Origin of the sequence: Actinoallomurus iriomotensis (assembly GCF_030269445.1) — a bacterium.
Classification (GTDB): domain Bacteria; phylum Actinomycetota; class Actinomycetes; order Streptosporangiales; family Streptosporangiaceae; genus Actinoallomurus; species Actinoallomurus iriomotensis.
Genome location: NZ_BSTJ01000009.1, coordinates 171,112 through 192,541 on the forward strand (window position 1 = coordinate 171,112; position 21,430 = coordinate 192,541).

The 21,430-nt window shown below is 69.9% G+C and carries 23 protein-coding genes and 2 tRNA genes; 14 read left to right on the top strand and 11 right to left on the bottom strand.

Going from position 1 to position 21,430, the window contains the following annotated elements:
* Positions 1-16: 16 nt before the first annotated feature.
* Positions 17-352: a PadR family transcriptional regulator gene (locus QSK37_RS33155; RefSeq protein WP_285629193.1), complete on the bottom strand. Its 336-nt coding sequence runs from the start codon at positions 350-352 to the stop codon at positions 17-19.
* A 294-nt stretch (positions 353-646) separates the two neighbouring features.
* Positions 647-735 (bottom strand) — tRNA-Ser (locus tag QSK37_RS33160).
* A 98-nt stretch (positions 736-833) separates the two neighbouring features.
* Here QSK37_RS33160 and QSK37_RS33165 point away from each other — a divergent pair.
* A complete protein-coding gene (locus QSK37_RS33165) occupies positions 834-1,742 on the top strand; it encodes a TIGR03620 family F420-dependent LLM class oxidoreductase (protein WP_285629195.1) in 909 nt (302 codons plus the stop codon).
* Positions 1,743-1,748: 6 nt separating this feature from the next.
* Here QSK37_RS33165 and QSK37_RS33170 read toward each other — a convergent pair whose 3' ends face one another.
* Positions 1,749-2,084 (bottom strand): hypothetical protein, encoded by a 336-nt coding sequence (locus tag QSK37_RS33170; RefSeq protein WP_285577632.1) that lies wholly within the window; start codon positions 2,082-2,084, stop codon positions 1,749-1,751.
* A gap of 115 nt (positions 2,085-2,199) precedes the next feature.
* Here QSK37_RS33170 and QSK37_RS33175 point away from each other — a divergent pair, with 115 nt between their 5' ends.
* Both QSK37_RS33175 and QSK37_RS33180 read left to right on the top strand, forming a co-directional pair.
* On the top strand, positions 2,200-3,381 hold the full coding sequence (locus QSK37_RS33175; RefSeq protein ID WP_285629197.1) for a hypothetical protein: 1,182 nt from the start codon (positions 2,200-2,202) through the stop codon (positions 3,379-3,381).
* A gap of 282 nt (positions 3,382-3,663) precedes the next feature.
* A complete protein-coding gene (locus QSK37_RS33180) occupies positions 3,664-3,831 on the top strand; it encodes a hypothetical protein (protein WP_285577635.1) in 168 nt (55 codons plus the stop codon).
* A 21-nt stretch (positions 3,832-3,852) separates the two neighbouring features.
* On the opposite strand, the gene QSK37_RS33185 is transcribed toward QSK37_RS33180, so the two are convergent.
* Entirely contained in the window at positions 3,853-4,596 is a 744-nt protein-coding gene (locus QSK37_RS33185) for a M15 family metallopeptidase (protein ID WP_285629199.1), read from the bottom strand.
* Between the two features lie 89 nt (positions 4,597-4,685).
* Between QSK37_RS33185 and QSK37_RS33190 the strand changes: the two genes are divergently transcribed.
* The gene (locus QSK37_RS33190) at positions 4,686-5,000 is read left to right on the top strand and encodes a hypothetical protein (protein ID WP_285577638.1); all 315 of its coding nucleotides are present in this window, start codon (positions 4,686-4,688) and stop codon (positions 4,998-5,000) included.
* On the opposite strand, the gene QSK37_RS33195 is transcribed toward QSK37_RS33190, so the two are convergent.
* Entirely contained in the window at positions 5,001-5,462 is a 462-nt protein-coding gene (locus QSK37_RS33195) for a MarR family winged helix-turn-helix transcriptional regulator (protein WP_285629201.1), read from the bottom strand.
* A gap of 231 nt (positions 5,463-5,693) precedes the next feature.
* Between QSK37_RS33195 and QSK37_RS33200 the strand changes: the two genes are divergently transcribed.
* The gene (locus QSK37_RS33200; RefSeq protein ID WP_285629203.1) at positions 5,694-6,689 is read left to right on the top strand and encodes a pirin family protein; all 996 of its coding nucleotides are present in this window, start codon (positions 5,694-5,696) and stop codon (positions 6,687-6,689) included.
* A gap of 351 nt (positions 6,690-7,040) precedes the next feature.
* Positions 7,041-8,231 carry an ATP-binding protein gene (locus tag QSK37_RS33205; RefSeq protein WP_285629205.1) on the top strand — a complete coding sequence of 397 codons (1,191 nt, stop codon included), beginning with the start codon at positions 7,041-7,043 and terminating at the stop codon, positions 8,229-8,231.
* Between the two features lie 189 nt (positions 8,232-8,420).
* Here QSK37_RS33205 and QSK37_RS33210 read toward each other — a convergent pair whose 3' ends face one another.
* Entirely contained in the window at positions 8,421-9,221 is an 801-nt protein-coding gene (locus QSK37_RS33210) for a MauE/DoxX family redox-associated membrane protein (RefSeq protein ID WP_285629208.1), read from the bottom strand.
* The gene (locus QSK37_RS33215; protein WP_285629210.1) at positions 9,221-10,171 is read right to left on the bottom strand and encodes a hypothetical protein; all 951 of its coding nucleotides are present in this window, start codon (positions 10,169-10,171) and stop codon (positions 9,221-9,223) included. Before QSK37_RS33215 ends, QSK37_RS33210 begins: the two co-directional genes overlap by 1 nt.
* Before the next feature lie 224 nt (positions 10,172-10,395).
* Between QSK37_RS33215 and QSK37_RS33220 the strand changes: the two genes are divergently transcribed.
* Both QSK37_RS33220 and QSK37_RS33225 read left to right on the top strand, forming a co-directional pair.
* Entirely contained in the window at positions 10,396-10,935 is a 540-nt protein-coding gene (locus QSK37_RS33220) for a SigE family RNA polymerase sigma factor (protein ID WP_285629212.1), read from the top strand.
* Between the two features lie 71 nt (positions 10,936-11,006).
* Positions 11,007-12,626 (top strand): fatty acid--CoA ligase, encoded by a 1,620-nt coding sequence (locus tag QSK37_RS33225; RefSeq protein WP_285629214.1) that lies wholly within the window; start codon positions 11,007-11,009, stop codon positions 12,624-12,626.
* Positions 12,627-12,635: 9 nt separating this feature from the next.
* On the opposite strand, the gene QSK37_RS33230 is transcribed toward QSK37_RS33225, so the two are convergent.
* The gene (locus tag QSK37_RS33230; RefSeq protein ID WP_285629216.1) at positions 12,636-13,151 is read right to left on the bottom strand and encodes an SMI1/KNR4 family protein; all 516 of its coding nucleotides are present in this window, start codon (positions 13,149-13,151) and stop codon (positions 12,636-12,638) included.
* A gap of 161 nt (positions 13,152-13,312) precedes the next feature.
* On the opposite strand from QSK37_RS33230, the gene QSK37_RS33235 reads away from it, so the two are divergent.
* Positions 13,313-13,402: transfer RNA gene (locus QSK37_RS33235), tRNA-Ser, on the top strand.
* A 167-nt stretch (positions 13,403-13,569) separates the two neighbouring features.
* Here the strand turns inward: QSK37_RS33235 and QSK37_RS33240 are convergent.
* The 3 genes from QSK37_RS33240 to QSK37_RS33250 all read right to left on the bottom strand — a co-directional run bounded on the left by QSK37_RS33240 (position 13,570) and on the right by QSK37_RS33250 (position 15,497).
* The gene (locus tag QSK37_RS33240) at positions 13,570-14,451 is read right to left on the bottom strand and encodes a hypothetical protein (protein ID WP_285629219.1); all 882 of its coding nucleotides are present in this window, start codon (positions 14,449-14,451) and stop codon (positions 13,570-13,572) included.
* Between the two features lie 234 nt (positions 14,452-14,685).
* Positions 14,686-15,363 carry a hypothetical protein gene (locus QSK37_RS33245; RefSeq protein ID WP_285629221.1) on the bottom strand — a complete coding sequence of 226 codons (678 nt, stop codon included), beginning with the start codon at positions 15,361-15,363 and terminating at the stop codon, positions 14,686-14,688.
* On the bottom strand, positions 15,360-15,497 hold the full coding sequence (locus QSK37_RS33250; RefSeq protein WP_285629223.1) for a hypothetical protein: 138 nt from the start codon (positions 15,495-15,497) through the stop codon (positions 15,360-15,362). The genes QSK37_RS33245 and QSK37_RS33250 overlap by 4 nt, the downstream gene beginning before the upstream one ends.
* Positions 15,498-15,564: 67 nt before the next feature.
* Between QSK37_RS33250 and QSK37_RS33255 the strand changes: the two genes are divergently transcribed.
* From QSK37_RS33255 to QSK37_RS33275, 5 genes are all read left to right on the top strand, one after another.
* Positions 15,565-16,026 carry a MarR family winged helix-turn-helix transcriptional regulator gene (locus QSK37_RS33255; protein WP_285629225.1) on the top strand — a complete coding sequence of 154 codons (462 nt, stop codon included), beginning with the start codon at positions 15,565-15,567 and terminating at the stop codon, positions 16,024-16,026.
* A gap of 237 nt (positions 16,027-16,263) precedes the next feature.
* Entirely contained in the window at positions 16,264-17,019 is a 756-nt protein-coding gene (locus tag QSK37_RS33260; RefSeq protein WP_285629227.1) for a class I SAM-dependent methyltransferase, read from the top strand.
* The gene (locus QSK37_RS33265) at positions 17,013-18,215 is read left to right on the top strand and encodes a sensor histidine kinase (RefSeq protein ID WP_285629229.1); all 1,203 of its coding nucleotides are present in this window, start codon (positions 17,013-17,015) and stop codon (positions 18,213-18,215) included. The genes QSK37_RS33260 and QSK37_RS33265 overlap by 7 nt, the downstream gene beginning before the upstream one ends.
* Positions 18,212-18,940, top strand: a complete 729-nt coding sequence (locus tag QSK37_RS33270) for a response regulator transcription factor (protein WP_285629231.1) — start codon at positions 18,212-18,214, stop codon at positions 18,938-18,940. The genes QSK37_RS33265 and QSK37_RS33270 overlap by 4 nt, the downstream gene beginning before the upstream one ends.
* A gap of 276 nt (positions 18,941-19,216) precedes the next feature.
* Complete coding sequence (locus tag QSK37_RS33275; protein ID WP_285629233.1) at positions 19,217-21,415, top strand: MMPL family transporter; 2,199 nt, start codon at positions 19,217-19,219, stop codon at positions 21,413-21,415.
* Positions 21,416-21,430: the final 15 nt, after the last annotated feature.

Below are 21,430 nucleotides of genomic sequence, written 5' to 3' on the forward strand. Positions count from 1 at the left end.
CCCTTCGAGTAGACGATCAGGCGGGAGAGGCCCCGCGGTCCAGGCGCGGGAAGGCGGCCAGGCGGCGGGCCGCGGCCTCGGTGCGACGGCGAAGCGCCTGGATCTCGGTGGCCAGCGCGGCGGCGCCGTCGTCGGTCAGCCGGTAGTAACGGCGCAGCCGGCCGTCCACGACTTCCTCACGGTCGACGGCGATCAGCCCATCGGACTGGAGCCGGTCCAGTGCGGCGTACAGGGTGCCGGCGCGCAGGCGGGTGCGCCCGGCGGAGATCTGTTCGGCGTCGGAGATGATTCCGTACCCGTGCTGTGGCCCGTCGGCCAGCGCGGTCAGGATCAGGAACGTGGGTTCCTGCATGGCCTTGATCATACAGGCTTTATATACCGATGATCTATCTATCGCCAAGTGGTCAGGGTGCACATTCGCTGGCCACGCTCGACGACCCGCGGCCAGTACACCGCTGCCCAGAACCAGGGAAGCCCAAGGAAGGCCAAAGACCGACTACGTACGTCGCGGACAGCGGGTACGGCGAGAGGCGAGGCGACGGCGAGAAACCGTCAATCGCGGGGGTTCCGGGGGGCTCGGCCCCCCGGGCAGACATGAGCGGTCCCCGGCGAAGCCGCCGAAGGCGGCGAGCAGGATGATCCGACGCGGAGGGTGTGGGATTCGAACCCACGAGGACTGTCACCAGCCCTGGGCGCTTTCAAGGCGCCTGCACTAGTCCACTATGCGAACCCTCCAGGCGGGGTCCACGATAGCGGTCCGGCCGCGTCGCCGCTCATTCCGGTGTGAGGCGGGCCCGGTGAATGGGCATGATCACCGGAGGAGGGGGTGCGTGATGGCCGAGGGCAGGTCCGTCGACGTCGCCGCGGTGAAGCACCGGCTGGGCCGGGTGGGCGTCTGGCTGGCGTCGGCCTCGGACGCGCCGGCCGCGGTGGAGCGCCCGGTGGTGGTGGCGATCGAGCAGCTCGGCTACTGCGCCTTCTGGTTCGCTGAGACGCCGCGGGGCAAGGAGGCGCTCACGCACGCCGCGACGGTGCTGTCGTGGACGGAGCGGATGCTGGTGGCCACGGGCATCGCGAACATCTACGCGCGTGACGCGGTCGCGGCCGCCAATGGGGCGGCGACGCTGGGCGACGCGTGGCCGGGCCGGTTCGTACTGGGGCTGGGGGTCAGCCACGCCCCGGCGGTGACCGCGCGCGGGCACGACTACGGCCGGCCGGTGGCGACGATGCGTTCGTACCTGGACGCCATGGACTCCGCGGAGCACACGGTGCCGGTGGCCGTGCCACGGCTGCTCGGGGCGCTGCGCCCCCGGATGCTGGAGCTGTCGCGGACGCACGCGCAGGGCGCGCACACCTACTTCACGACGCCCGAGCACACCGCGCGCGCCCGTGAGGTCCTCGGCGAGGACGCGATCCTGGCGGTGGAGCAGGCCGTCGTGGTCGGTACGGACGCGGAGGCGGCCCGTGCCACCGCGCGGCAGTACGCCGCGCGCTACCTGAGCCTGCCGAACTACCGCAACCACCTGCGTGAGCTGGGCTTCTCCGACGCGGATCTCGACGGGGGCGGCAGCGACGCGCTGATCGACGCGGTCGTGCCGTCGGGCGACCCGGACGCCGTCGCCGAGCGGGTACGGGCCCACCACGACGCCGGCGCCGACCACGTCTGCGTCCAGCCGCTCGCCGCCACGCTCGACGACCAGGCCGAGCACCTGCGCCTGCTGGCGCCGGTCCTCACGACCTGAGCGCTGTCAGGGCATCGGCCACTGCCGCCACTCGCACGTGTCGCGCCACCCGTGCGCGCCGCCGGCCCAGCCGGTGAGCACGGTGAACGTCGTGCGCAGGTCCGCGGCGACCGTCTCGAAGTGGCGTTCGGGCGCCCCCTCGCGGTACTCGACGACGTACGTGCCGTCGACCTCGCGGTACACCTGCATGTAGTGCTGCCCGCCGGGGACGTCGACCCGGTCCACGACGAGGAACTGGTTGCCCGGTCCGAGCTCGCCGAGCAGCCGGAACAGCAGCGCCTCGCTGGGCGCGTCGTACGACCGGCCGCCCGCCGTCTCCGCGCGCAGCGCCCATTGCCCCATTCCCCGGACGCTACGACATTTCCACGCTTGATGAAGCATCGTGGGATCCGGCGATGTCTCCCCTACGTTTCTCACCATCCAGTCCGAAACAGGGGGAGCACACCCAGTGAAGCGGATGAAGACCATCGCGGTCGCGGCCGGTGTGGCCGCAGCCGTGACCTCACTGTCGGTCGGCGCGTGGGCCGCCACCGGCCACTCCAAGCCCGCGCCGAAGAAGGCCGCGGCCACGGCATCGCAGCAGAGCGCGAACGCCGCCGCTGCCCCCGCCGGTCAGCCGGAGAGCGACGTCCAGCCCAAGACCAGCGCCGCCGCTAAGGGCCTCGTCAAGCCCGGCCACGTCTTCAAGGTCGGCGCGTGGACCCGTTCGGCGAACGGCAAGTACGGACTCGTCCTGCAGCAGGACGGCAACCTGGTGCTCTACCAGGGCAAGAAGGCGCTGTGGTCGACCGCCACGGGGCGCCACCCGGGCGCGTACGCCGCCATGCAGACCGACGGCAACCTGGTCGTCTACAGCAGCGCGAAGAAGGCGCTGTGGTCCAGCAACACCGGCAAGCACCCCGGCGCGTCGCTGCTCGTGCAGGACGACGGCAACCTGGTGATCTACAGCACGGCCAAGAAGGCGCTGTGGTCGCGGCACGTCTCGCTGGGCAGCCTCCAGGCGGGGTACGTCCTGTCGAAGGGCCAGGCCGTCCGCTCGATGAACGGCGACTACCAGCTGCTCCAGCAGACCGACGGCAACCTCGTCCTCTACCGGGGCAAGACCCCGCTCTGGAGCACGGAGACGGGCCGCCACCCGGGCGCGTACGCGGTCATGCAGACCGACGGCAACCTGGTCGTCTACGGCTCGGACAAGAAGCCGCTCTGGCACAGCAACACCCACGGCCACTCCGGCGCGCACCTGGAGGTGCAGAACGACGGCAACCTGGTCATCTACGGCACCGACCACAAGGCGCTGTGGTCGCGGCACATGGCCATCGGCAACCTTCAGCCCGGCCAGAAGGTGATCACCGGCAACGAGGTCCGCTCGCCGAACGGGGTGTACTCGCTGCAGGTGCAGACCGACGGCAACGTCGTGCTGTACAAGGACGGCAGGACGCCGATCTGGAGCACCGCGACCAAGGGCTCGGGCGTGTACGCCCTGATGCAGACGGACGGGAACTTCGTCGTCTACGAGGGCACCAAGCCGCTGTGGAGCTCGAAGACGGGCGGCAACCCGGGCGCGAGCCTGAACGTACAGGACGACGGCAACCTGGTGGTCTACAAGGACAAGCACCCCTTGTGGGCCAGCCGTAAGTAACTCCCGCCGGCCGACCGCGGCCCCGTGACCACCGAGGTGGTCGCGGGGCCGTCCCTTTTCACGCACCCCGGAACGCGGTCACGCTCCTCGCGGGAGGCCCAAGGTCACGACCGTGCAGCCGGGTGCCGGGGGCGGACGCGCCTGGATGATCAACCGGCTCATCGGCCGGCTGCGGCCGCTGCTGCCCGACGAGCCGGACTGCGCCGCGGCCACTCCGTGACGGCGACGACGTTCCGGGAAAGTCCGATGACACTGTGCTTTCGTCGACTAGTCTGTCGGCGCATGGCGAGAAACGAACAGGATCCCGCAGCGAGCACGCAGCAGTTCCGGGCCTTCGCCAACCGCGGGGGCGGTGAGGCCGCGAAGCAAGGCCCGAACACCGGACTGATCATCGGTCTGATCATCGGCGTCGTGGTCGTCGTCGCGGTGATCGCCCTGCTGGTCGTCTAGAGACGGGCGTACGGGCGCGGCTCAGTGCCCGGTGGCGGAGAAGTGCTGGAAGTCCCACGGGCCGCCCCAGGTGCCACCCCAGCCCCAGCCGATCGAGCGGAACGCCTTCACGACCTTGTCGCCCGCGTGGACGAGCCCCGGATCGTGCCGCTTGCGGTTGCCGTACTTGACGCACCGCGGGTGCTCGATGTGGCCGTTCGCGTGCACGTAGGGGTTCTCGCAGGTGTTGAGGTCGACGGCGTGCCCGTAGGCGTGCTGTGACCAGGAGCTGGCGCCGGTGGCGTTGCGGCAGTTGAACGCCGAGGTGTTGTCCGCCTCGATCGACTTGAAGTCGCTGCCGCCGTACTTGTCCACGAGCTCCATGCGCCGGATCGGGTAGCGCTCGTCGTACAGCTTGTGGAAAACCTTGACGATCTTGCTGGCGACGTCTTCGTTGACGACCAGCTCGCCCTCGTGAGGCTTCTTGTCCATGCCCCAGTACGTCATGGTGATCAGGCGCAGGTCGCCGAGGCCGACGGGGCAGCCGGAGTGCCAGGAGTGCTTCACGGTCGCCCGGGTGACCTTGCTGATCTTGGCGGAGAACGGCTTGGGCCCGGTCGGCGAGGCCTTCGACGGTGAGGGCGACGCGGCGGCGGGCGTCGACGGGGCCGTGGAGGCCGCCGCCGCGGGCGGGGACGCCGCGGCACCCGATCCGCCGCCACCGCAGGCGGACGAGACCGTCACGCAGAGTCCGGTCGCGAGGATTCCGAGAGTGGCGCGTCTCATCTTCGAAGGATTACACGTCCGAAGCCGTGCTTCGGACACTTTCATGCGGGACGATGTGGCTGCCATGTCCGGCGGACAGAGGACCGATCATGGAGGAAACGGACCCCAAGCGCCGCCCGCCGCTCGGTATGCGCGAGATCACCGCGGTGGGCAGCGGACTCGGCACATTCATCCTGGTGGACGCCATCATGATGTACTCCGCGTTCGAGCGGAACGTCATGCACGGCAACGACGCCAACCTGGTGGCCCAGGCGTTAGCCCTGCTGCTGCTGGCGTTCGGCCTCGGCGGCTTCCTCGCCTGGAAGATGACCGGGTTCATGCGCCTGTACGGCGTGGGGCTGATGTGCGGCTGGACGTTCCTGACACTGTTCTCGCTCGGCTTCTGTACCGGGCTGAACGCCTAGTCAGCGTGCCTTGGCGACCTGGTCGGCGATGGCGGTGAACGCGCGGCCGATGGCCCGCAGATCGTCCGGGTCGATCACGTCGACGAAGAAGTCGCGTACCGTCGCGACGTGGTCGACGGCGGCCTTGGACAGGAACGCGAACCCGTCCTCGGTGAGCTCGGCGAAGACGCCGCGCTTGTCCGCGCCGCAGTTGTTGCGCGCCACAAGGCCCTTGCACTCCAGGCGCGAGACGGTGTGGGAGAGACGGCTGCGTGACTGGCTGGCGATGTCGGCGAGCTCCGCCATGCGCAGCCGCCGCTCGGGCGCCTCCGACAGGCGCACGAGGATCTCGTACTCGGCCATGGTCAGGCCGTGCTTGGACTTGAGGTCACGGTCGAGAAGATCGGCCAGCCGCACGCTGCCTTCGACGTAGGCACGCCAGTCGCGCTGCTGCACGGCGTCGAGCCAGCGCGGTTCGGTCATGTCTCGATCCTACACGCTTGATTGAATATTCAACAAAATTCCCTGCGGGCCCACTCTCGGATGATCTCACCGGCCGTCGTGGCCGGGGGTCGTTTCCGTGACCTGTTCGGAAGGTTGAAACTTCAACCGCGACGGCTACCCTGGCCGCAGACCCGCCGGGGCCGTCGCTCCGAGGAATAGTTGAAAATTCAACTTGGTTGCACGACGCGTAACCCGACCGAGGAGGTCCCGATGCCTGCCGTAACCGCCGACCCGCTGACCCTGACGCGACTGCCCCGGCTCCCGGAGCAGGAGACCGCGTGGCGGCCGGTCGCCCGCGTCGTCACCGCCGCCCGTCACCTCGAAGGCGAGGGCTTCGAGGTCCGCCGGCCGTTCCCGGGCATCGACCTCTCGCTCGCGGACCCGTTCCTGCTGCTCGACCACATGGGCGCCGTGGAGTACGCCCCGGGCGAGGCGAAGGGCACGCCCTGGCACCCGCACCGCGGCTTCGAGACCGTGACCTACATCATCGACGGCGCGTTCCAGCACCAGGACACCACCGGCGGCGGCGGTCTGATCACCGACGGCGCCACGCAGTGGATGACGGCCGGAAGCGGGATCCAGCACATCGAGCAGCCCCCGCCGGAGCTGGTCGCCTCCGGCGGCCTGTTCCACGGCGTGCAGCTGTGGGTCAACCTGCCCCGCGAGCGCAAGTGGGTGCCGCCGCGCTACCAGGACATCGGGTCCCGCGACGTGACCCTGCTGAGCAGCGACGACGGCTCGTCGATCGTGCGCGTGATCGCCGGTGAGCTGGCCGGGCACCAGGGTCCGGGCACGACGTACACGCCGATCACGTACCTGCACGCCACCGTCGCCCCCGGCGCGCGGCTCACCCTCCCGTGGCCGCGCGACTTCAACGCCCTGGTGTACGCCCTGAGCGGCCGCGGCACGGCGGGACCGGACGGGCGCCCGGTGGACGAGGGGCAGCTCGCGGTGTTCGGCCACGGCGACGCGCTGACGGTCACCGCCGCCGACTCGCAGCCGCTGGCGGCGAGGAGCGGCTGGGAGATCCTGGTCCTCGGCGGCCTGCCGATCCGTGAGCCGGTCGCACGCTACGGGCCGTTCGTGATGAACACCCGCGAAGAGCTCGTCGAGGCCTTCCAGGACTTCCAAGCGGGCCGCATGGGCACTGTCCCGGCCGAGCGCGTGCCGCACCTGAGCAGCGCCGACGAGTCCGTCGAGGGCTGATCCGGGCCGGCGGGGAATGGCCGACGGGCCGGCGGGGAATGGCCGACGGGCCGGCGCGTCCGCGACGTCGCCGGTCCTCGGCCCGGCCCGGCGCCGGTACTCGGCCGGGACCGCTCGTCGATTCTTTGTTCGAAAAGAGCGCCACTTCTCCTGACGGCGCCTCGCCCCGTGCGCTACGGTGATGAACCTCTTCGAACAGAGGTTCGACATTTATCGAGGGAGGCGAGGCCGGTGGCGACCCTCACCGCTCCGGTCGCGACGCGCTGCCGTCCGCGGCATCGCGCGACACGCCGTAGCACTTTCTACGGAAATCTACGGCCGCAGCTATATCCCCTCATAAAGTCCGAGAGCGTGGACCCCGTGCGCAATCCCTACGCCCCCGGAGCCGGACAGCGGCCGCCCGAGCTGACCGGCCGCGACCGCGAGCTCCAGCAGTTCGACGTCGTGCTGGAGCGCGTCGCCCGCGGGCGCCCCGAGCGCAGCATGATCCTCACCGGGCTGCGCGGGGTCGGCAAGACCGTGCTGCTCAACACCTTCCGGTCGATGGCGATCCAGAAGCTCTGGGGTACGGGCAAGATCGAGGCGCGGCCCGACCAGTCGATCCGCCGCCCGGTCGCCTCCGCTCTCCACATGGCCATCCGCGAGCTGGCGCCCCGGCACCGCGCGCCCGACCGCATCGAGGAGTTCCTCGGCGTGCTCAAGGCGTTCGCGCAGGCCGACGCCGAGCCGGCCAAGGGCAAGGTCGCCCCTCGCCGCTGGAACCCCGGCATCGACGTGCCCGCCGCGCGCGGCCGTGCCGACTCGGGCGATCTGGAGATCGACCTCACCGAGCTGTTCGTCGACGCGGCCTCGGTCGCCACCGACCTCGGCGTCGGCATCGCGCTCTACGTCGACGAGATGCAGGACATCCCGGCCGACGACGTCTCGGCGCTGTGCGCCGCCTGCCACGAGTTGTCGCAGAGCGGCGGCCCGCTCATCGTCGTCGGCGCCGGTCTGCCCCACCTGCCGGCCGTGCTGTCGGCGAGCAAGTCCTACTCCGAGCGGCTGTTCCGCTACGCCCGTATCGACCGGCTCGACCGGGACGCCGCCGACCTGGCCCTGCTCGCCCCGGCCGAGCGCGAAGGCGTCACCTTCACTCAGGACGCCCTCGACGCGCTGTACGACGCGGCCGACGGTTACCCCTACTTCGTCCAGGCGTACGGCAAGGTCGCCTGGGACATCGCGCCCGAGACGCCGATCAGCGAGGGCGACGTCCGCGTCGCGGCGCCGGAGGCCGAGGGGGAGCTGGCGGTCGGCTTCTTCGGCAGCCGGTACGAACGCGCCACCCCCGCCGAGCGCGACTACATGCGGGCGATGGCCTCGCTCGGCGACGAGCCGGTGCCCACCTCCAACGTCGCCGACGAGCTGGGCCGCAAGCCCTCCAGCCTCTCGCCCGCCCGCGACGGCCTGATCAAGAAGGGTCTCATCTACAGCGCCGAGCGCGGCCTGGTCGCCTTCACCGTCCCGCACTTCGGTCATTTCCTCAGATCGCAGCCGGTCTGAGCACCGCTACCGCTCTCTAAGTCAGTCTTGCGCCACGGCTAGAAAGCCGTAGACGCCGCCATGGCTGTTGGCGAGTATTCGGCTGTCTTGCTCATTCGCTAGAGACGGCTAGAGAAGCCGATGAACGATGTCGAGTTATTTCTATGCGTCTCTAGCGAATTTCCAAGAACGCGCTAGAGAGCACCAGACTCAGGCGGGGGTGTGGACGCGGCGGGGGCCGGAGTCGTCGTCCTGCTCCTCGTGCCCGCCGTCCCAGACCAGCGCGGCTCGTACGTGTCGCCGCCGCCCGTCGACCGGCACGGCGAACACGACCTCCGCCGTCCGATCGTCGATCCGCGCCGGGTACACCACGTAGCGAACGCACAGCTCACGCCACGTCTCGGTGGGCTGCGCCGAGGTGAGGTCGTCTTCGTGCTCGCGCCAGGCCTCGCTCGCGCGCAGCCGCGTGTACGTCTGCTCCAGTGGCACGTCGAGCAGCTCACACGGCGTCGTACTGCGGGTGCGCTCGACGGCGAGGGCGATCTCCGGCGAGAGCATCAGCAGCAGTGCGGTCTCGGCCGCCAGGATCAGCACCGCCCCGGCGCCGGCCCGGTCCAGCACCGCGGCGCCGCTCTCCGGCACTCCGGCCGCCGCGACCGCCGCGACCGTCAGCAGTGCCGCGCGAACGAGCCCGCGGCGACCCGCCGGGGCCGAGCTGAGGCCGCCGAAGCACCCGCATCCCTCGTCGGTGCCGCGCCGCGCGAGGTCACCGATGATCCACGTGGCCGTGGCGAAGAACACCACGCAGGCCAGGCGTACGAGGCCCATGGGAGTCACCAGCAGGGCGACGCCGATCGTGCCCTCGGCGAACGCCACGCCGTACACGAACGGACGCCGGTGGTGCGGCGCGGACCCGGAGTCGTCTCCGCGTACGGTCAGCTTCGCGGCGCAGGCCAGCAGCAGCACACTGGCCAGGAACGGGATCTGCAACTCCCGCATCGCCTCGGCCATCACAGCTCCACTCGCGCGGTGACGTTGAAGCATCCGGCGTCGAGGTCGCCGCCGAGGTCGACGAAGGCGGCTCTGGTGAGCTCGATGACCCGGCCGCGCGGCGAGATGCCGCAGCAGACACAGCGGTCGCAGAAGTGCGCCGCCACGCAGCCGCACTCGATGACCGGCACCCGCGTCGCCAGGCCGGTGCAGTCGTTGCGGACGTGGAGTTCGCTGGCGATCGACAGCAGCGGGAGCGGCAGGGGCGCGGCCGGACCCGTGCCGCAGCCGCCCGCGTCGCCGTACGGGTCGAGCGCCGGATACGCCGCGCCGCGCCGCCCCGGAGGCCCGTCGAACCAGGTCGCGGTGCCGCGCAGGATCCGCGGCACCGATCCGGAACGGTGCGCCGGCGGATGCTCGGCGTGCGAGGCCGGCTGCGGCGACCTCGACGCGGGCTGCAGACCGTGGACCTCGCCGCCCCGGCGTACGCCGATCACGTCGATCAGCGCGCCCGGCTCCAGCCGTGGATGACGGACCCGGATGCGCGTCATCGCCTCGGCCGGGATGACCAGCGCGGTGCGATCGCGGTGCGGCCCGGAGTCCACCTCGACCGTGCGCCCGGACCGGCCGGCGATGATCCCGGTCACGCGGGCGATGTCGACCCAGACGCGCTCGGCCACCGCGCCGCCGGTGCCGGACGGGCGGACGACGACGTCGTGGCCGGGCCGCAGAGCGCTCACGCCCGCCCGGCCGGCGTGCCAGACGAAGACGTCGGCCGCGATCGGCATGCGCACCTCCTCGCCGTCCGGCGTGGCCAGGACGAGCAGGTGCGGGCTGGCGTCGACCACCGTCCCCTCGACGCCGTGCAGGGGACGGGCGCCGGCGTCGTACGGCTCGGACGCCCGGTCGCCGGACACGGCTTCGCGGAGCCGGCGTCGGCGCAGGACCAGATCGCGGGAGGGCGACGGCATGGGGGTCTCCGGAGCTTCGATGTTCGTAACTCGTCGTGCGTTGAGTAAGACTGCATGTCAACACTTACCCCGAGCCCTCCTTCTGTCGACTCCTTTGCCCGAATAAACCAATGAACCTCGCCGGAAATACATGATAATTATTCGCAATGCGGCATGCCGCGTTGACCGGAATATGAGATTCGACTTGATCCATAATTACGGTCTTCATGCGATCGTCAGGCCTGGTGGCAACAGCACTCCCCAGCCTTCCGGACGGTCACGTGGGCGCACTACCGCAGGACGAGTTCCATGACTTCGTGGCCGCGCGGCGGCCGACGTTGCTGCGTGCGGCCATGTTGCTGACCGCCGACCGGGCCGACGCCGAAGATCTGCTCCAGTCCGCGCTGACCAAGACCTACCTCGCCTGGGAACGGATCAACGACCGCGGCGCACTGGACGGTTATGTGCGCCGCACGATGGTGAACATCAACATCTCGTGGTGGCGGCGCAGGAAGCTCGAGGAGTACCCCACCGACGAGCTGCCCGACACTCCGATCGCCGACCACACGCGCCGCAGCGAACTCCGCGACGGCCTCGACCGGATCCTCGACCGGCTGCCCGCCCGCCAGCGTGCCGCCGTCGTCCTGCGCTACTACGAGGACCTGACCGAGACCGAGATCGCCGAGGCCCTCGGCGTCAGCGTCGGCACGGTCAAGAGCACCGTCTCTCGCGCCATGGCCAAGCTCCGCGACGAGGCCGCCGGCGAACTCTCCTCGCTTGAATGATCGTGAGGTGCTGACAACCGCCCACGCTCGGGACAAAATCCGATTCACCACCCTCGAGCGTGGAGGCCGCCGTGTGGAGCACGATGCAGGACTATCCGCTGACCATCTCCTCGATCCGGCGATACGGCACCGAGGTCTTCGGCCACAGTGAGGTCGCCACCTTCACGGGTGACGGGGTGCGCCGCACCTCGTACGCCGAACTGGGCCGGCGCGCGGCGCGGCTGGCGAACGCCCTGCGCGACCTGGGCATCGACGCCGACCAGCGCGTCGCGACCTTCCAGTGGAACACCACGGAGCACCTCGAGGCGTACCTGGCGATCCCCTCGATGGGCGCCGTCATGCACACCCTCAACGTCCGCCTGTCCGCCGACCAGCTCGTCTACATCGCCGACCACGCCGAAGACGAGGTCGTCATCGTCAGTGGTTCGCTGGTGCCGCTGCTCGCCCCGGTGCTGCCGAAGATGGCGACCGTACGGCACGTCGTCGTCATCGGCGACGCCGACCTGTCCGCACTGGCCTCCTCGGGCAAGACGCTGCACTCGTACGAGGAACTCCTGGCCGCGGCGTCCGACACGTACGACTGGCCCGAGATCGACGAACGCCAGGCCGCGGCGATGTGCTACACGAGCGGCACCACGGGCAACCCCAAGGGCGTCGTCTACTCGCACCGCTCGGCGTACCTGCACTCGATGGCGGCCTGCACCGGCAACGCCTTCGCGCTGTCCGCCGCGGACCGCGTGCTGCCCGTGGTCCCGATGTTCCACGCCAACGCGTGGGGGCTGCCGTACGCCGCGCTCATGGCCGGCGCGTCACTGGTGATGCCCGACCGGTTCCTGCAGGCGGAGCCGCTCGCACGTCTCATCGAGGACGAACGCCCGACCGTCTCCGGCGCCGTACCGACGATCTGGAACGACCTGTTCCGCCACGCTCGCGAGCACGAGTCGGACCTGAGCGCGCTGCGCCTGGTGGTGTGCGGCGGCTCGGCCGTGCCGGAGTCGCTGATGCGCTCGTTCGAGGAACGCGGCGTCCACATCGTGCAGGCATGGGGGATGACCGAGACGTCACCGCTCGCCTCGGTCGCCCACCCGCCGCCCGGCGTCGCCGACCCGTGGCCGTACCGCGCGAGCCAGGGACGCGTCATGAGCGGTCTGGAGGCCCGCGTGGTCGGCGACGGCGACCGCGTACTGCCCGCCGACGGCGCCACCGTCGGCGAGATCGAGGTACGCGGCGCGTGGGTGACCGCGGCGTACTACAAGGACGAGGACTCCTCGAAGTTCAACGAGGGCTGGCTGCGCACGGGCGACGTCGGCATGGTCTCCTCCGACGGCTACCTGACCCTGACCGACCGGGCCAAGGACGTCATCAAGTCCGGCGGCGAGTGGATCTCCTCGGTGGAACTGGAGAACCACCTCATGGCCCACCCGGACGTGATCGAGGCCGCGGTCGTCGGCGTCCCGGATCCTCGCTGGCAGGAACGCCCGCTGGCCTCGGTCGTCCTGCGCCCGGGCGCGGAGGTGACCGCCGCGGACCTGCGAGAGTTCCTGGCCGCGCGCGTGCCGAAGTGGCAGCTGCCGGAGCGGTGGACCTTCATCACCGAGGTGCCCAAGACCTCGGTGGGAAAGTTCTCCAAGAAGACACTGCGCCAGATGTACGCGGACGGCGGCCTGGAGGTCGTACGGGCCGACTCCTGACCGATCTTGTCAGGAGATCTTCGGCCAGTGCGCCAGGTGGGCCCAGGCGTGGGTCTGCTCCCGGACGTTGGCGAACAGCCAGTCGGTGAACCGCGCGTGCCTGAGCGCGGGAGCGGTGTCATCCTCGCAGTAGGACCAGACCTCGGGGTCTTCGCCGTCGCCGCGGAGGAAGTCGAACTGGACGCCCTGGTGCATGAGGATGACACGGTCGGCGTCGGTGAGCGTGAGGCCTCTTCCGGCCAGAAGCTCATCGGCCGCCCGCCGCAGCCCCAGCACGTCGGGGTGGAAGACGTCACATCCCTGGAGGAACCGCCCCGCCCCGGCGCCCGCATGCTCGAGAAAACACCGGTAGGCGAACGGCAGCGGTGCCGGCTGATCGTCGTCGACCTGCCGGATGAGATCGCCGCTGAGCCCCTGGATGTCGTCGTGCGAGGCCGTGGTGCCATCGGAAACCATCGCGAGACACGCCCTGACCCGCTCGTCGGTCGACAGCCCTGCCAAGGCGTCGTCGCTCGCCCGCTCCATGCCACCCCCGGTCCGGTTCGTCTGTAAAGCCTGGTACATGGTGGGACGCGCGAAATGAGGTTAATGTTCCGGGCGATGAGGGACGAGACAGCAGGGATGAGCCCCCACTTTGCCGGGAGGGCTGGTTGACCGGTAACCTGTGTGCGGCCTGAGGGCTACCAGGAGGCTTCGCCTAGTCCGGTCTATGGCGCCGCACTGCTAATGCGGTTTGGGTTTACCGCCCATCCGGGGTTCAAATCCCCGAGCCTCCGCTCACTGATCAGGGCCTTCCCCGCGGACACGCCGAGGAAGGCCCTTGATCGTTTCTGGGCCTGGACGGCCCCCTTGCAGTTGTCATCCCTCGCCCCGCAGGGCGGCGCCCATCCGGTTGCCCGCGTCCTGGCCCTGAGCGGTCGTTCAGCCGTTAACCGGACAGGCCCTAGTTGTTCACGGGCCTGGTCAGCGCACCGACGTAGGTGAAGGTGTTGGTTGGTGGTTGGCCCGGTGCGGTGGTGGAGCCGGCGGAGAAGCTGTTGATGTGGTGACCGTCGTCGGTGACCAGCGCCCAGTAGTGCAGTGACCTGTCGCCGGTGGCGGTGTGGCAGGTCTGCGTGGCCGGATCGAGTTCGGCGGTGTCGCCGCGCACGTTCATCGTCCAGTAGCAGCCGTCGGGTGTGTGCGCGATGATCCGGCCGTGAGCGGTGTGTGCGGCGGTGAAGCGGACCGTGCCCTGTTCTGGATAGGCCGTGCCTTTGTCGGTGGTCACGATATTGGTCAGGGTCTGCATGTCCGCGGGGTCGTAGCGGTAGTCGCCGAGGAACCGTTTGACGAACTCGCCGTTGTCCTGGCCGTGGACGACCTTGGTGCGGGACCCGGAAGGCATCGGGACGATAAGGTCCACGCCGTTGGGCTGATGGCTGACCGCCATGATCTGCTCGGTCTCCCGGTTGCCATGCACCTGGACCGACCATCTGGTGATGTTGCCCACGGAGCCGACCGTCGGATTGAAGCACTGCTGGGTGGTCGACGACAGCTCCAACCCGGAGGGATGGACGGTGAAGTTCCAGGTGCAGCCCCCATCGGTGTGCCCGTTGATCGTCCCGTTAGGGCCTGGTGAGAACACCACCCACCCGACCTGCGGCAGTCGCAACGGCAGCGGCAGTTGCGCGTCGCATTGGCCGCTGCCATCGGGACACTCCAGCACCGCGACGTTGTTCAGCGTCGCGGCATCCGGCTGGTCGTAGTTCCATATGCCGTAGTACTTCGCCGCGTCCGTGTGAGTCTCGGCCGATGCCGGGGTCGCGTCGAACGACGCCGCCATCAGGCCGACCGACAGCGCGACGGCAGCCGCGAGTGGCGCGAGCGAGGTGCGCGCGGCGACCGCGCTCGCTCGCGCGAATCGAGAAAGAAATGACATGGGGTATTTCCTCATTTCGTCAGTGATCGAAGGCGATCAGTGATCCGGTGCGCCGGTGTGGTGGTTGGGCGCCCCGATTCTTGGCGCGCGTCGGTGTCTGTGAGCCCGGACGAGCGCCGAGTGCCCACCGTGCTTGCGTTACCGGTCATCGCTGTTCGTCGCGACCCGGGCGACCTGGGGAAGCCGATCGTCGGTGGCCGAGGTCGGCGCCAGCCGCGTGACGGCGGCAGGCATGGGGCCGACGGCGAACACGCGGGTGACCGAGCCGACGGTGGCGCCGGCGAAGGACGCTTCGGGCGGCACCTGGTCTGGAAGCGGAATGATGTGGGTCCCCGCGTCGAGCCGGTCGTCGAACACGTACATCGACGCGCTCTTGGGTTCCGGGGGCACGAAGGACGTGCCCCACCAGGCCTCGACCGTGACGGGGGCGGAATCGTCGAGCGTGAGCCGCAGCGAGCGCTGGGCGGCGTCGTAGACGACCTCGCCGCCGTCGGGCGCGCCGTCCGAGGTGGCGGCTCGCACCTGGGCGGCGAGGAGACCGGGGATGCCGGCGAGCCCCTGGACGAACGTCACGTGCGGGTTGCGTTCGAGGATGCCCTCGCGCAGCCGCTGCTTCGTCTCGGCGGGGACCATGCCCCCGAAGACCAGGACGTCGAGATCGGTGACGTCGTAGTCCTCGAGGACGTGGTCGAACTGGTTCGTCGCGTCCGCGGAGTGGCCCCTGGCGCGCAGAAGGTCGACGGTGGCGAGGAGCACACTGGGGCTGCGGCCGACGACGAGAACGCGTTCCGCCATGTTCTTCGGTGACCTGTTCACTGCGAGATCTCCTCAACGGTGGGTTCGGAATCAGCCACGGGCTGCGGCTGACCTGGATCGAGCCAGGCCCCGCGTCCCGTGTTGGGGTCTTCGTCTTCGTGGGCGTTCGCGGTCGCGAACACCAGGAAGCGCACCGAATTAAGTGTTGGTCGTACCAACATACACAGTGTTGGCCTGACCAACAACGGCTATCCTTGACGCATGCTCATGCCCCGCCACGACACCGGCCGCACTCCGAGCCGTCTCGAAGGACGCGCGACCTGGCTGGTCAGTCGGGCCTACCTACGCTCATCCGGGCTACTCGGCGCCGGTTTCGAGACCCATGGCGACGGACTGCGCAGCTACCACTACCGGCTCCTCGCCGCGCTGGAGGAATGGGGCCCGGCGAGTCAGGCCGAGCTCGGCCGGAAGACCGCGATCGACCGCAGCGACGTGACCGCCGCCCTGACCGAACTCGAGTCGCGCACCCTGGTCGAGCGCTCGGTCGACCCCGAGCACAAGCGCCGGAAGATCGTCACGATCACTCCGGCGGGCGTCGAACGGCTACTCGAGCTCGACAAGGTCATCGACGGCATCCAGGAGGAGTTCCTCGCCCCTCTGACGCCCGCTCAGCGGCGCCAATTCATCGCCCTTGTGTCGCGGCTCGTCGACGCACAGCACTGATTCGACAAAGAGCAGCCCGTTCTCCGGAGTATCTGATCCGTACCTTCGAGGAACCGGCGCAGCGTGGACATGCTTCGGCGGAACGAAAAGATCTGCTAGGGCTCGTACTCCCAGCCGTGACCACCGATGGCGGTCTCGAATCGCGGGCACTCGCCCACCGGCTCCATCCACGCCTCCCGGTACGGGCGGGAACATTTCTTCAAGACTCCAGGCAGCCGCGCTCGTCACACTGCGAGCGTGTCCAAGAACTTCAATGGCTACCCGTGGCCTTCTCCTCGGCGGCCTCGGTACGGTCTTGACGCGCCGGCGGTCCCGGCTGTCAGCGGTGTCGCCGGGGTGGTGTGCTGCCTGGCCGCCGTCCGGTGGCGGCGGGACCGGATCACGACGGCGGCCGCGGGGGCGGGACTGCTCACATCCGCTGGTGTCTACGTGCACACCACGCTGCGCGGCAAGCTGCGCATCTGGGAGCGGGAACTGGACCGGGCGGGCCTGAAGGGCGACGAGCAACTGCTGGACCTGGGCTGCGGCCGCGGCGCGGTGCTGATCGAGGCGGCCAGGCGGCTGCCGGCGGGACGCGCCGTCGGGGCGGACCTGTGGTCGAGGGATCAGAGCGGCAACGGCCCCGAAGCCGCACTCGCCAACGCCGCCGCGGCCGGCGTCGCCGACCGTGTGGAAGTGCACACCGCCGACATGACCGCGTTGCCGTTCGCGGACGGCTCGTTCGATGTCGTGACGAGCGCGCTGGCGATCCACAACATCCGCTCGGCCGAGGGCCGGTACCGAGCGGTGGACGAGGCGATGCGGGTGCTGCGCCCGGGCGGGCGACTGCTCATCGCCGACGTGTGGCCCATGGCCAGGAAGTACGCCGCACATATCGGCCAGGGCACGCTGCGCGGGCTCGGGCCGGGGTACTGGTACGGCGGCCCGTGGTTCGGCGTGACGCTGCTGCATGCCGTCAAAAAGCGCTGGCCGGCGGGAACGGATTCATGCTGACCGCGGCCGCGACTTCCTGGAGCAGGCTGATGACCGGGCGGCAACTGCTGCTGCTTTCGGCGGTCACGTCGATGGTCCTGTTCACGGTGGCGACGATCCCCGCAGGCGTCCAGCATGCGCTGGGTACCCACCAGCCGCTGAGCTGGCTGGTGACCGGCGTGGTCTACATGACCCTGGTGGTGCGCCGACGGTTCCCGCTCGGCGCCGTGGCGGTCGCCGCCATCGGATCGGTGTTGCTCATGGCCGACGGGATGGCCTACCCGCTGACCTTGCCGGCGCTCTTCTGCGCGCTGTACCGGGTCGCGCTCGACGCCAGCGCGTTCCGAGCGCTCGTCGTCGGCGTCACCGTCAAGGCGGCGCTGCTGACCACCTCCCTCATCACCAGACCCGGCATCACGGGGTTCGTCATCCTGCTGTGGGCGGCCCTGTCAGTGACGACCGGCAGCGCCGCCCGTAGCCACCGTGCCTACGTCGCCGAGGTCGAGGAGCGCGCCAGGCGCGCCGAGCAGGCCAGGGAGGATGAGGCGAACCGCCGTGTCGCCGAGGAGCGGCTGCGGATCGCGCGGGAGTTGCACGACGCCGTCGGGCACCATGTCGCTTTGATCAGTGTGCAGGCCGGCGCGCTGGCCTGCCTGCTCGACGACGAGGACCGGTCGCAGGCCAGAGCGTCGGTCGCGCACATCCAGCGGGCCAGTGAGGAAGCCCTGGAGGAGCTACGGCTGACCGTCGGGCTGCTGCGCGAGCTCGGCGCGCCTGAGCCGGCCGAGCCGGCCGAGCCGGCGGAGCCGGTGCCGGGCCTTGACCGGCTCGGGGAGCTGATCTGCTCGTTCGCCGGTGCGGGACTGCGAGTCATTTGTGAGGTGACGGGCCGGGCCAGACCGTTGCCCGAGGCGGTGGAGCTGACCGCCTACCGGGTCATCCAGGAGTCGCTGACCAATACCCGCAAACATGCCGGCTGCGACACCGCCGTGGTATGGCTCGGGTACGCACCAGGAACGCTCAGCCTGGCGGTCGAGGACGAGGGCGAGCCGGTCACCGGGGGCGGCCCGCGCACGCCCGGAGGGCACGGCATCGTGGGCATGCGGGAGCGGGTGGCCGCCCTGGGCGGACGGCTGTCGGCGGGCCCGAGACCCGCGGGGGGCTACCGGGTCTTCGCCGAGCTTCCGCTGCGAGCGGCCGGGACCGAGGGCTCGTGACCGGGACAGCGCCCTCCTCGCCCGCTTCGTCGGCGTCCGCCGCGACGGCGCCGGTCCGCGTGGTCCTCGCCGACGACCAGGACCTCGTCCGCGAGGGCCTGCGGCTGGTGATCAACCGTGCGCCGGGGCTGACGGTGGTGGGTGAGGCGGCCACCGGCCACGACGCGATCCGGGCCGCCCGCCGGGCACGCGCCGATGTCGTCTTGATGGACATCCGGATGCCGGGCCTTGACGGGCTGGCCGCGACCCGGCGGATCGCCGCTGACGACGGCCTCGCCGGGGTACGGGTGCTGATCCTGACGACGTTCGAGGTCGACGAGTACATCTTCGAGGCACTGCGGTCAGGCGCCAGCGGCTTCCTCGGCAAGGGCGCACGCCCAGCGGCCTTGATCGACGCGATCCGGACGGTCGCCCGTGGCGACGCGCTGCTTTCCCCATCCGCCACCCGAAGCCTCATCGCCAGGTTCCTCAAGCCGCACGACAGCGAGCCGGTCCGCCCCTCGCCGCTGCTCGCCACCCTCACCAACCGGGAACGCGAGGTGACGGCCCTGATCGCCGACGGCATGTCCAACACGGACATCGCTCGCCAGCTCACGCTCAGCCCGCTCACCGTCAAGACCCACGCCAACCACGCCATGACCAAGCTCGGCGCACGCGACCGCGCACAACTCGTCGTGCTCGCCTACCAGACCGGCCTGGCCCGCGCGCCACGTCCCCAACAGTGACCCGCTGCCTCTCCGCAAGGACGATTCCCGAGCATCCGCACCGGAGTACCGCCATGGGGAAACGCCGCACCGCTGCCGTGCGACGTGATCGCGGACGGGGTCGCGGGCTTCCCCGGTAGTGCAGCGGTTTCGACCGGACTACTGCCAACGCAGTAGGCGAAGCCGCGAACCGCACCGGATGGCGCGGTCACCCCTTCGCTGATCGCCGCGGCCGGCCGACGACCGGGGCGGCTGAGACTCCGACACTGAGGCGCGAAACCAAAAGGACGGAGAGTCATGTCGGCTCTTGCACGCTGGTGCTACCAGCACCGCTTCGTCGTGATCATTGTCTGGATAGGGCTGCTCATCGGCCTGGCGGTGATGTCGCAGGCGGTGAAGACGACGTACGACAACTCACTCACATTGCCGGGAACGGGCTCGGGCAGCGCCCAGAAGCTGCTGCAGAGGTCAGCGCCGGCTCAGGCGGGCGATGCCGACCAGATCGTCTGGCGGACGAGCCGTGGCAGCGTCACCGATCCCGCCATCGAGCAGCGGATGTCGGCGATGCTCGCGCGGGTGTCGCACCTGCCTGAGGTGGCCTCGGTAGCCAGCCCCTACTCGCCCGGCGGCAAGGTCCAGGTGAGTGCGGACGGGCGCACCGCGTACGCCACGGTGAACTTCACCAAGGCGGCAGACGACCTGGACCACGCCGACATCAAACGGGTGATCGCGACGGCGACCGCCGCCCACGAGCCGGGCCTCGCGGTCGAGCTCGGAGGCAAGGCCATCTCGAACACCGAGCAGGCGCCGCCATCGACCATGTCGGCGATCGGCATCGGCGCGGCCGCGGTCATCCTGCTCATCGCCTTCGGGTCGCTGCTTGCGATGGCGCTGCCGATCGTGACCGCGGTGGTCGGGGTGAGCATGGGCCTGATGCTCATGGCACCGCTCAGCCACCTGATGTCGGTGAACGGCATCGCGCCGATCCTCGGCGCGCTGATCGGCCTTGGCGTCGGGGTCGACTACGCCCTGTTCATCGTGACCAGGTACCGTCGCGCGCTGCAGTCCGGACTGGACCCCCAGCAGTCGGCCGTACAAGCGCTCAACACCTCCGGCCGCGCGGTCCTGTTCGCCGGCGGCACGGTGTGCATCGCCCTGCTCGGCCTGCTCACCCTCGACCTGTCGTTCATCGACGGGCTTGCCGTCCCGGCGGCCATCACGGTGGTATGCACCGTGGTCGCGGCCGTCACGCTGCTGCCCGCGCTGTTCGGGGTGCTCGGCCTTCGCGTACTGAGCCGCCGGCAACGCCGCAGGTCGCGGACTGTCGGACCGGACCACGCCGAGAGCGGCAGCGGCATATGGGCGCGGTGGTCTCGCACCGTGCCCCGCTTCCCCGCCGTGCTCGCCGCCGCGGGACTCGCAGTGATGGTCGTGGTGTCCGCACCCGTGCTACACCTGCGGCTGGGCTTTGACGACGCATCCAACGACCCCACATCAACTCACACCCACAAGTCCTACGGAATGCTCGCCAAGGGGTTCGGACCGGGCTTCAACGGCCCGCTGCTCGTGGTCGCCCAGCCCCACTCCGCAGCCGACCGCGCCGCGCTGGAGCAGCTCCAACACGCACTCACCGCCGTGCCGGGGGTGGCCGCCGTGCAGACAGGCCCCGCGCAGACCAGACCAGGTGCCGGGCCGGCGGTCGAGGTGACCCAGGTCCTCCCCACCACAGCGCCCGAAACGCCGGCCACCTCTTCCCTGATCACCCACCTGCGCAGCACGGTCATACCGCGTTACACGCACGGCACCACGCTGCGGGTCTACGTCGGCGGCCTGACGGCCACGCTCGACGACTTCGCCTCGGTGACAAGCGCCAAGCTGCCCTGGTTCCTCGCCACCATCGTGGGATTCAGCTTTCTGCTACTGGTACTCGCCTTCCGCAGCCTGCTCATCCCCGCGCTCACAGCGGTGCTGAACCTGCTGGCGGCGGCGGCCTCGTTCGGCGTACTCACCGCGTTCTTCCAGTGGGGCTGGGGAACCAGCGTCTTCGGCCTCGGCTCCGCCAGCCCGGTCGAGGGCTACCTGCCCGAGCTGGTGCTGGCGGTCCTGTTCGGCCTGTCCATGGACTACCAGGTATTCCTCGTCAGCAGAATGGCCGAGGAATGGTCGCACACCCGTGACAACACCCGGTCGGTGCTCGCCGGCCAGACCGACACCGCACGGGTGATCACCGCTGCGGCGGCGATCATGATCGCGGTGTTCACCGCATTCGTGTTCATGGGCCAGCGCAGCATCGCCGAGTTCGGCATCGGGCTGGCCGCCGGCGTGGCGCTGGACGCCTTCATCCTGCGAACGGTGCTCGTACCGGCCGTGATGCACCTGTGCGGCCAGGCCAACTGGTGGCTGCCCCGCTGGCTGGACCGCCGCCTGCCGCACCTGGCCATCGAGCCGGCCATGGAGGAGCAACCCGTCCGCGCGCCCGAGTCCGCCCTTGTCTGAGGGCATGTCCGCCGA

Coding starts and splice junctions, on each gene's coding strand:
- QSK37_RS33255 (WP_285629225.1), top strand. CDS start 15,565: ATGCTCATGCCCCGCCACGACACCGGCCGCACTCCGAGCCGTCTCGAA.
- QSK37_RS33230 (WP_285629216.1), bottom strand. CDS start 13,151: ATGGAGCGGGCGAGCGACGACGCCTTGGCAGGGCTGTCGACCGACGAG.
- QSK37_RS33275 (WP_285629233.1), top strand. CDS start 19,217: ATGTCGGCTCTTGCACGCTGGTGCTACCAGCACCGCTTCGTCGTGATC.
- QSK37_RS33185 (WP_285629199.1), bottom strand. CDS start 4,596: ATGAGACGCGCCACTCTCGGAATCCTCGCGACCGGACTCTGCGTGACG.
- QSK37_RS33195 (WP_285629201.1), bottom strand. CDS start 5,462: ATGACCGAACCGCGCTGGCTCGACGCCGTGCAGCAGCGCGACTGGCGT.
- QSK37_RS33180 (WP_285577635.1), top strand. CDS start 3,664: ATGGCGAGAAACGAACAGGATCCCGCAGCGAGCACGCAGCAGTTCCGG.
- QSK37_RS33155 (WP_285629193.1), bottom strand. CDS start 352: ATGCAGGAACCCACGTTCCTGATCCTGACCGCGCTGGCCGACGGGCCA.
- QSK37_RS33210 (WP_285629208.1), bottom strand. CDS start 9,221: ATGGCCGAGGCGATGCGGGAGTTGCAGATCCCGTTCCTGGCCAGTGTG.
- QSK37_RS33215 (WP_285629210.1), bottom strand. CDS start 10,171: ATGCCGTCGCCCTCCCGCGATCTGGTCCTGCGCCGACGCCGGCTCCGC.
- QSK37_RS33265 (WP_285629229.1), top strand. CDS start 17,013: ATGCTGACCGCGGCCGCGACTTCCTGGAGCAGGCTGATGACCGGGCGG.
- QSK37_RS33175 (WP_285629197.1), top strand. CDS start 2,200: ATGAAGACCATCGCGGTCGCGGCCGGTGTGGCCGCAGCCGTGACCTCA.
- QSK37_RS33190 (WP_285577638.1), top strand. CDS start 4,686: ATGGAGGAAACGGACCCCAAGCGCCGCCCGCCGCTCGGTATGCGCGAG.
- QSK37_RS33165 (WP_285629195.1), top strand. CDS start 834: ATGGCCGAGGGCAGGTCCGTCGACGTCGCCGCGGTGAAGCACCGGCTG.
- QSK37_RS33200 (WP_285629203.1), top strand. CDS start 5,694: ATGCCTGCCGTAACCGCCGACCCGCTGACCCTGACGCGACTGCCCCGG.
- QSK37_RS33240 (WP_285629219.1), bottom strand. CDS start 14,451: ATGGCGGCGTCGTTCGACGCGACCCCGGCATCGGCCGAGACTCACACG.
- QSK37_RS33170 (WP_285577632.1), bottom strand. CDS start 2,084: ATGGGGCAATGGGCGCTGCGCGCGGAGACGGCGGGCGGCCGGTCGTAC.